The sequence below is a fragment of the Rhizobium mesosinicum genome (assembly GCF_019511345.1).
GTDB classification, from domain to species: Bacteria; Pseudomonadota; Alphaproteobacteria; order Rhizobiales; family Rhizobiaceae; genus Rhizobium; species Rhizobium mesosinicum.
Genome location: NZ_JAEUAK010000033.1, coordinates 1 through 485, shown reverse-complemented (window position 1 = coordinate 485; position 485 = coordinate 1). Strand labels below are relative to the sequence as shown.

1 protein-coding gene is annotated in these 485 nt (G+C 57.5%); it reads right to left on the bottom strand.

What is annotated here, in order from left to right:
* Nucleotides 1-485 (bottom strand): IS30 family transposase (locus JNB85_RS30445; RefSeq protein ID WP_220338121.1); only part of this gene is annotated, 485 nt, incomplete at both ends.

The window sequence follows — 485 nt, the reverse complement described above, 5'->3', positions numbered from 1 at the left end:
CGGTGTTCGGTAGCCGAGGCATTTGCGTGGTGTCTCGTTGAGACGGTTGCAGATGTTGATCAGATCAACATCCGTGACCGACAATGGATCGACCTCTCTCGAAAGCCATTTCCGTACCCTACCATTGATATTCTCGACGGTGCCTTTCTGCCATGGCGATTGCGGGTCGCAGAACCAGGTTTGGGTGCCAATGCTCGCCTGGAGATAAGGCCAATCCGTGAACTCCGTGCCACGGTCGAAAGTGATCGAACGACGGGCGAGATGGGGTAGGGTCTTGAGGGCGCGTATGAGACCATCCATGACCGGGCGTGACTGACGGTCGTTGTTGCGCAGGAAGATCGCAAATCGACCAACGCGCTCGACGAGCGAAGTCACGTTGGCCTTTCCGAACTTCTTGCGGAACTGGATCAGATCACATTCCCAGTGCCCAAACTGCTTGCGCTCAGCGACGGCGTCGGGGCGGCGCAGAATGTTCAGGTCCGAGC